Source organism: Halomonas sp. 707D4, from assembly GCF_024158685.1.
GTDB lineage: Bacteria > Pseudomonadota > Gammaproteobacteria > Pseudomonadales > Halomonadaceae > Vreelandella.
Map to the genome: position 1 here is coordinate 1 of NZ_JAMZBD010000181.1, position 5,951 is coordinate 5,951.

At 66.9% G+C, this 5,951-nt stretch carries 7 protein-coding genes, 1 tRNA gene and 1 riboswitch; of the genes, 3 read left to right on the forward strand and 5 right to left on the reverse strand.

The window, feature by feature from the left end; genetic code table 11:
* The first annotated feature begins 215 nt into the window (after positions 1-215).
* Positions 216-662: a GNAT family N-acetyltransferase gene (locus tag BIS11_RS09280; protein ID WP_253418381.1), complete on the forward strand. Its 447-nt coding sequence runs from the start codon at positions 216-218 to the stop codon at positions 660-662.
* A gap of 12 nt (positions 663-674) precedes the next feature.
* Positions 675-1,127 carry a rhodanese-like domain-containing protein gene (locus BIS11_RS09285; RefSeq protein ID WP_253418384.1) on the forward strand — a complete coding sequence of 151 codons (453 nt, stop codon included), beginning with the start codon at positions 675-677 and terminating at the stop codon, positions 1,125-1,127.
* Between the two features lie 45 nt (positions 1,128-1,172).
* Here BIS11_RS09285 and BIS11_RS09290 read toward each other — a convergent pair whose 3' ends face one another.
* The 3 genes from BIS11_RS09290 to BIS11_RS09300 form a co-directional block, all read right to left on the reverse strand.
* On the reverse strand, positions 1,173-1,670 hold the full coding sequence (locus BIS11_RS09290; protein WP_253418387.1) for a 6,7-dimethyl-8-ribityllumazine synthase: 498 nt from the start codon (positions 1,668-1,670) through the stop codon (positions 1,173-1,175).
* A 90-nt stretch (positions 1,671-1,760) separates the two neighbouring features.
* Positions 1,761-1,914: riboswitch (FMN riboswitch) on the reverse strand.
* A 48-nt stretch (positions 1,915-1,962) separates the two neighbouring features.
* A complete protein-coding gene (locus BIS11_RS09295) occupies positions 1,963-2,427 on the reverse strand; it encodes a YbaK/EbsC family protein (protein ID WP_253418390.1) in 465 nt (154 codons plus the stop codon).
* 130 nt (positions 2,428-2,557) lie between these two features.
* Positions 2,558-3,418: an ABC transporter substrate-binding protein gene (locus tag BIS11_RS09300; RefSeq protein ID WP_253418393.1), complete on the reverse strand. Its 861-nt coding sequence runs from the start codon at positions 3,416-3,418 to the stop codon at positions 2,558-2,560.
* A 201-nt stretch (positions 3,419-3,619) separates the two neighbouring features.
* On the opposite strand from BIS11_RS09300, the gene BIS11_RS09305 reads away from it, so the two are divergent.
* Positions 3,620-4,387, forward strand: a complete 768-nt coding sequence (locus tag BIS11_RS09305) for a class I SAM-dependent methyltransferase (protein WP_253418396.1) — start codon at positions 3,620-3,622, stop codon at positions 4,385-4,387.
* A gap of 19 nt (positions 4,388-4,406) precedes the next feature.
* On the opposite strand, the gene BIS11_RS09310 is transcribed toward BIS11_RS09305, so the two are convergent.
* Positions 4,407-4,504: transfer RNA gene (locus BIS11_RS09310), tRNA-Sec, on the reverse strand.
* A 30-nt stretch (positions 4,505-4,534) separates the two neighbouring features.
* Positions 4,535-5,951 (reverse strand): SelB C-terminal domain-containing protein (locus BIS11_RS09315; protein ID WP_253585961.1); only part of this gene is annotated, 1,417 nt, incomplete at its 5' end.

The window sequence follows — 5,951 nt, forward strand, 5'->3', positions numbered from 1 at the left end:
GCGCTGGATCCAGTCGCGCAGCAGCGCGTAGAGCTGGCGGGCCAGGGGCGTGGTGGTGCGCGGGCTTAGCCGAAGCGCCAGGGCGTCGATCATGGCATCGGTCGAAGTGAATGGCCGGCTCACTGGTTCCCTCGATATTCGCTGAAGTGGCTCTTATGAAGGAGCCACTATAGCGCGAGACTAAGAGGCCCCCAACGCTTTCCAAGGAGCCCCCCATGAAGACCCGAGCCGCCACCATGAGCGACCTGCCGGCGCTGACCGAACTGCTCGACGGCTATCGCCGGTTCTACGGCCAGCCGAGTAATCACCAGGCCGCCCGCGATTTCCTCGAACAGCGCTTCGGGCTGGGAGACTCGTTCATCCTGGTCAGCGAAGACGCGGCAGGTGAGCTCACCGGCTTCGTTCAGCTCTACCCGGGGCTTTCCACCGTGGGGCTCGACAGCCGCTGGACGTTGAACGACCTTTTCGTGCGGCCCCAGGCCCGTGGCCAGGGCACAGGGCGCGCGTTGATGCAGGCCGCCGCGCTGCTGGCCCGCGAGCACGGCGTGGCGCGCCTGGTACTGATGACTCAGACCGACAACGCCCCCGCCCAGGCGCTCTACGAATCACTGGGCTGGCAGCGCAACACCGCTTTCTACAGCTACCTGCTGGATATCGAATAAAGGAGTGATCCGATGACGTCTACTCTCTCTGCGGTACTCGCTTTCCCGCCAGCGGACCCCACCGCCATGGCCCAGGCGATGCAGGACAAGCTGAGCCTTTACACGGATGCCTGGGACCTGGCGCAGGACCTGGCCGCCGGTATCGAGGAGATCCTGGTGATCGACACGCGAAGCGTGGAGCACTACCGCGCGGGCCACATTCCAGGGGCGGTGAGCTTGGCGCACCGCGAGATGACGCCAGAGCGGCTCGCCACCCTCGACCCATCGAAGGTGTACGTTACCTACTGCGACGGCATCGGCTGCAACGGCTCGACCAAGGGCGCGTGGAAACTGGCGAGCGCAGGCTTCAGGGTAAAGGAGCTGCTGGGAGGGCTGGATTTCTGGCGTCGGGACGACCACCCGGTGCAAACCGGGGGCACACGTGGCTCGCTGTCCGGCGCGCCGGCAGCGAAGTGCGGATGCTGAACGATGTCTTGTACACAGGCCCGGCGGTGGCCGGGCCTGTGCATATCACGCTTGGCTGAGCTTGCGCGCGCGGTGCAGGTTTTCCATCGTATTGAGACAGGCGCTGGCGGCTTCGCGACCCTTGGTCACGAAGTGTTCGAAGTAGAAGCCGTGGTGGGTGGCGTGCTCGTGGAAGTGGTGCGGGGTGAGCACCACCGAGATCACCGGGACGTTGGTGTCGAGCTGGACGCGCATCATGCCGTCGATCACCGCGTGGGCGACGAAGTCGTGGCGGTAGATGCCGCCATCGACCACGAAGCCCGCGCCGACGATCGCGCCATAGCGGCCGCTCTCCGCCAGCACCTTGGCCTGAAGCGGGATTTCATAAGCGCCTGAGACGGTGAATACCTCCACCTGGTCGGCGCGCAGGCCATTTTTCTCCACTTCTTCGATGAAGGAGGTGTAGGCCTGGCCGACGATATCGCTGTGCCAATGCCCCTGGATGAAGGCGATGCACTGAGACGTGGTGTGGCTGGAAAGCGTCAACGGAAAGGTCTGATTCATGGTCATTCTCATGGATGATGGTTGCCTGAATCAGGGCATGCGGCGAGCAGGCGCGCACCCGGGCCTGGGGCCCGGCGTGCGCGCCCGCGCGGCCGTTCTCTTTCATCCGGACTGTCACCGTCGGCTTCGGAATCTCACCGAATCTGCTGACCTCCAGAACGTGACATGGCCTGGAGCGCTCGCGGGCTCGTGCCTTTCGGCCATCACCGCCGGTGGGGACTTTCACCCCGCCCTGAGAACTCGCTGCGTGCGAAACGCGGCCAGTGTACGTCGATTGTCGCAGCGTCGCCAGTCAGGCGGGCGAGCAGACGTCGAGCCACTCGGCGCCCACCAACGTCGCCAGGCGTTCCGGGGCGATGCGTACGGCGCTGTTGGGCGAACCCGCCGCCGGCAGCACCTCGTCGAAGCGCTTGAGCGATTCATCGCAGTAGATGGGGAGGGCCGTAGCGAGCCCGAAGGGGCAGACGCCGCCCACCGGATGGCTGGTCAGCTCCATCACCGTCGCCTCGTCGAGCATCTTCGCCTTGCCGTCGAAACGCTCGCGGACCTTGGCGTTGTCCAGGCGCGTATCGCCTGCCGCGACCACCAGAAAGGGCTGCTCGCCGACCTTCATCACCAGGGTCTTGGCGATCTGGCCGGGCTCGACGCCATGGGCCCTGGCGGCCAGCTCCACGGTCGCGGTGCTCTCCTCAAGCTCGATGATCTCGATGTCCGGGGCGTGCTCGGCCAGAAATCCCCGCGCGGTATCAATGCTCATGAAACGGCTCCTTGTCGTGAACCGTTTCAGGTTAAACCGCTTTCGGGATCTCAGCCAATCAAGGGGGGGAGCCTCAACGACAAAAAAGCCCCCGCTCGACGCGCGAGCGGGGGCAGGCATCACGTGTGACTCAGGGTCTTGCGCCCAGGGCGCTGGCCACTTCCTCGACCTGCAGGGCCAGGCTCTGCAGGCCGCCGCCGGAGAGGTACCAGAGCTCCGGCGAGAGCAGGGCGACGTCGACGTCGTCGGCGCCGGCCTCGGCAAGCTGCTGGCGCAGGGCATCGGCGTCGACGGGCGTTTCGCCGATGGCGGCGCTGCGGTCGATCACCAGCAGGCGCTGCGGGTCGATCTCGGCGATCGCTTCCGGCGAGAGCCGCGTGAAGCTGCGCGCACCGAAGGTTTCGGTCTCGACGCCCTCGGGCATCTTCTGCTTCTCCACACCCAGCACGTCGTGGATCACCGGATGCTCGTTGAGCGAGTAGCTGCCGTCGTTGTGCGTGACGACCAGCGTACGAGGGGCGTCAGCCAGCGCCTCGCGCTGGGTCTCGATCTCTTCGTGCAGCGTCTCGAGGGCGCTTTCGGCTTCCTCTTCGAGCCCGGCGTGCTCGCCGAGTGCGCGCACGTTGTCATCGAAGGCGGCGAGGTAGTCGTTGCCTGAAAGGCTCGCCTCGAACAGTGGCGCGATCTCCTCGAACTCCTCCTGCCACTCGCCCTGACGGCCGGTGTAGACGATCAGGCTCGGCTCGCTTTCCGCCAGCGCCTCGAGATCGGGGCTGCGCAGTCCGCCGAGATCGGCGTAGTCGTCGGTGTCGAAGCTTGCCAGGTAAGCGGGCAGGATCTGCTTGGGCAGCCCGACCACCTGGTCGCTCGCGCCCAGCGCGTGCAGGGTATCAAGGCTGCCCAGGTCAAATACGGCGAAGCGCTCCTGGGCGTGGGCGCTGGCGCTCATGGCGGTGACCAGCAGCGAGGAGGCGACGAGCGAGGCTTGCATTCCAATCTTCTTCATGCAGATCCTTCTATGAGAAAGTATTTTATATGAGATTAATTATCATATTAGGGTTGGTTAGGGATTGCCATGCTTTTCTCGCCACAAGACAGCTCGTTCTCGAAATCATATATGATATGTTATAGCGTAATTTTTAAGGTCGGCAGGTGTCGATCAACGATCACGATCCTTGAAGGGAGAACCCCGGTGGCCTCGGTACTTTTCGAACATATTGAAGCGCTTCACGGTGAGCGGCAGTGGGGCGACTTTCTGGATGCCGGCACCGGCGTCAACTCGATCAACTGGGTGAGTGGTCTTGCCACCGAGCGCTGGACGGCAGTGACCGGCGCCGGCGGCATGGCTCGAAGCGTCGAGCGCGCGGTGGAGGGCAAGAAGCGCGAGCAGGACCGACTGGTGCTGGGCAACTGGCAGGACCCGCATTTTCTTGCCGACGAGCGCTTCGACACGGTGCTGGCGGACTACCTGCTTGGCGCCATCGACGGCTTCGCCCCCTACTGGCAGGACGAGCTCTTCCCCAGGCTCTGCGCGCTGACCAAGAAGCGCCTGTACCTGGTCGGCCTCGAGCCCTACGTGCCCTTCGATGCCACCACCGCCGCCGGCAAGCTGGTGGTGGAGATCGGTCGGCTGCGCGATGCGTGCCTGTTGCTTGCCGGCGAGCGCACCTACCGGGAGTATCCGAGCGCCTGGGTCGCGCGCCAGCTCGACCGCGCCGGCTTCGAGGTCGTCGAGACCCAGCGCTTCCCGATCCGCTACGGCAAGAAGTTCGTCGAGGGGCAGATGAAGATGTGCCGTCAGCGCATGGCCACGGTGGCGGATCGCAAGCTGGCCCGGGCGATGCTCGAGCACGTCGAGGATCTGGAACGGCGGGCGCTTGCGCACATCGAGATCGACGGCGGGCTGAGCCACGGGGCGGACTACGTGATGGTGGCCGAGCCGAAAAGAAGCGGGAAGTGAAGAAGCAGCGATCCAAAGGTGGCGGAGGAGGGTGAGAGTCGAACTCACCAGGGGCTGCCTGGCAGCCCCTACGCGGAGTTGAAGTCCGGTCGTCCCACCGGGGAGCGATCCTCCTCCTTTTCGCTTGCCACCAGAGCCTAACCGCTTTCAGCCCCACATGCCAGGACGGCGAAGCTGGCGGGCATCGCGTACCCGGCGGGTGTAGCCCACCCGGTCGAAGAATTCGAGCTGGGCGATGGCGAGCTTGCGTCCCACCTGGGTGCGGTCCCGGTAGTCGGCGGCGCGCACGCAGCCGTGTTCCCGGGCGAGCGCCTCGATGATCTCGCCCAGGCGGGCCAGGGTCTCGGTGGGGTAGAAGTGATCCTTGCGCACCTGGAAAAGCCGGCCGAGCCGGGCGTTGGCGAACAGCACCTCGCGCACCCGAGGCTCGTCTAGCTGCCGGTCGGTTGCGATATCGCGCACCCGCGGCGGATCGAAGCGCTCGTCGAGCAGCGGCAGCAGCGCCTGTGAAAGCGTCTCCAGCGCCTCGTCCAGGCGCGCCTCGTGGGAAGGGCGCTTGATGAACGGGCCCTGGGCGATGACATGGCCGGCCGAGACCAGCGTGTCGAGCCACTCGCGGAACACGCCGACGTTCCACTTCGGCGCCACGACGCGGCGCAGGCGGTCGCGCTCCATGCCCACCTCGGCGGGCGCCTCCAGGTGATACTGGGCCAGCGCCTCGTCGAGCACGTCGGCCAGCGCGTCGAGATGCACGTAAGCGAAGGCGCGGTGCTCGGTGCCGGCGCGAATCAGCCTCAGGCCCCGGGCGCGGATCTGCTCCTCGAGGGCCTCGACCGAGCGGTTCAGGGTGGCGGAGAGCTCCACCAGGGAGAGGCCGTCGGGCTGGCGATCGGCGAGGGCTTCGAGCGTGGCGGCGAAGCCGTCCTGGCGTTCGCTGGCGCCGCCTTCGAGCGCTTGCTGCAGCGTCGTCAGGTACGCCAGCCGCGGCGGCCGGCGCGCACCGCGCCGGGGCGGGTAGGGGTCGAGCACGCCCCCGCCGCCGAGGGTCTCGTCGGCGCCTTGGGAGCGAATCACGAAGCGGTCGCCACAGCAGGCGTGCTGCGGGGCGTCCAGGGTCAGCTGGGCGAGCGCGCGGCCGCCGGGGGCGAGGGTGGGCGCCTCAAGCAGGCCGAGCCGGCCGGTCAGATGCGCCGCGCCCATGTGGATATGCACCGGCATCCAGTGCAGCGCGTCGCGGTCGAGCGTCGGCAGGAGGTTGAGCGCGACGTCGAGACGCTGGCTTCCGGGCAGCGGCGCCGGGGCGTCGATCAGCCAGTCGCCGCGCTTGATCTCGCGCTCGACGCCGGCGAGGTTGAGCGCGCAGCGATCTCCCCGGTGGGCGCGCTCGGCCTCGCGGTTCTGGCGGCGCAGTCCGCGCACGCGAACCCGCTCGCCCCGGGGCAGGAGCCACAGCGACTGGCCGCGCTCGACGGCCCCGTCGACCACCGTGCCGGTGACCACGAGTCCGGCGCCCTTCTTGGTGAACACCCGGTCGATGGCGTGACGAAAGCGCCCCGGGGCGCTT

Bases quoted from the DNA above. Each gene is read 5' to 3' on its own strand.
- BIS11_RS09300 (WP_253418393.1), bottom strand. From the start codon at position 3,418: ATGCAAGCCTCGCTCGTCGCCTCCTCGCTGCTGGTCACCGCCATGAGC.
- BIS11_RS09280 (WP_253418381.1), top strand. From the start codon at position 216: ATGAAGACCCGAGCCGCCACCATGAGCGACCTGCCGGCGCTGACCGAA.
- BIS11_RS09295 (WP_253418390.1), bottom strand. From the start codon at position 2,427: ATGAGCATTGATACCGCGCGGGGATTTCTGGCCGAGCACGCCCCGGAC.
- BIS11_RS09290 (WP_253418387.1), bottom strand. From the start codon at position 1,670: ATGAATCAGACCTTTCCGTTGACGCTTTCCAGCCACACCACGTCTCAG.
- BIS11_RS09285 (WP_253418384.1), top strand. From the start codon at position 675: ATGACGTCTACTCTCTCTGCGGTACTCGCTTTCCCGCCAGCGGACCCC.